This window comes from Pseudoflavonifractor phocaeensis (genome assembly GCF_016901735.1).
Lineage (GTDB): Bacteria > Bacillota > Clostridia > Oscillospirales > Oscillospiraceae > Pseudoflavonifractor_A.
Genome location: NZ_JACLZC010000219.1, coordinates 1 through 365 on the forward strand (window position 1 = coordinate 1; position 365 = coordinate 365).

Below are 365 nucleotides of genomic sequence, written 5' to 3' on the forward strand. Positions count from 1 at the left end.
CTTGTACCTCTCCGGTTGGTACTGGAGGATAAAACAGCGGAAGGGCGCTAAACGTGCAACGATTGCTTTGGCTCGCAAACTGCTGGCGCTGATTTACACGATGTTGAAGACAGGTTCTCCATACAACGAAGACTGTTTTGAGATCCGCAGAAAACAAAGTGAGCGCAAACGGGCCAGCCGTATGGTGAACGAACTGCAAAAGCTGGGATACTTTGTGGTGGCACCAGGCTGATTCCCACTACTCCATACTTCGGCCGGCGACAGGTTTTGGCCTGCCGCTTTTTGTGCTGCGATGGTTTTTCATGAGGCGTTGAAAGCCTGTTTGTCAAGGTTCACGCCCTCGCTACTTATTTTCGTAGCAAGGT

1 pseudogene is annotated in these 365 nt (G+C 51.0%); it reads left to right on the forward strand.

Annotation, left to right across the window (positions count from 1 at the left end):
• Positions 1 to 232: pseudogene (locus tag H7U37_RS15350) on the forward strand (IS110 family transposase); the annotation flags it as partial.
• Between the last annotated feature and the right edge of the window lie 133 nt (positions 233 to 365).